This window comes from Undibacterium hunanense (genome assembly GCF_014284335.1).
In the GTDB taxonomy this organism is placed as follows: Bacteria; Pseudomonadota; Gammaproteobacteria; order Burkholderiales; family Burkholderiaceae_D; genus Undibacterium; species Undibacterium hunanense.
The window spans coordinates 1-279 of sequence record NZ_JACOGF010000078.1 but is presented as its reverse complement, the minus strand read 5'-3'; the positions used below and the strand labels follow the sequence as shown (position 1 = coordinate 279).

Below are 279 nucleotides of genomic sequence, written 5' to 3'. Positions count from 1 at the left end.
GTACGCCTACCGAGACGTAGGATTTGGGGCTGAAGTAGCCGCCGTGTCCATAGGTGAAGTAGCGCAGGTTCTTTTGATAGAAGAAGGAGGTCAGGCCCAGCCCGGTGGTGAAGCTGAAGTCTTTGGTCTTATACGCTCTCCAGTAGGCGCCCGCTCCAAATTCGGCCATGGTGTTTTTGGCGACGTTTTTACCGGTCAGTCCATAGTAGCCAAGGTTGGCGTAGACGCCGCCGTCTTCTCCATCGTAGGAGGTGTCGAGTTTGATGCCGCTACGGGTGA

Annotated in this window: 1 protein-coding gene; it reads right to left on the bottom strand. The window is 55.6% G+C overall.

Annotation, left to right across the window (positions count from 1 at the left end; genetic code table 11):
* Positions 1-279, bottom strand: a 279-nt coding sequence (locus tag H8L32_RS28505; protein ID WP_186951022.1) for a cellulose synthase subunit BcsC-related outer membrane protein, incomplete at both ends; no start/stop codon positions are given.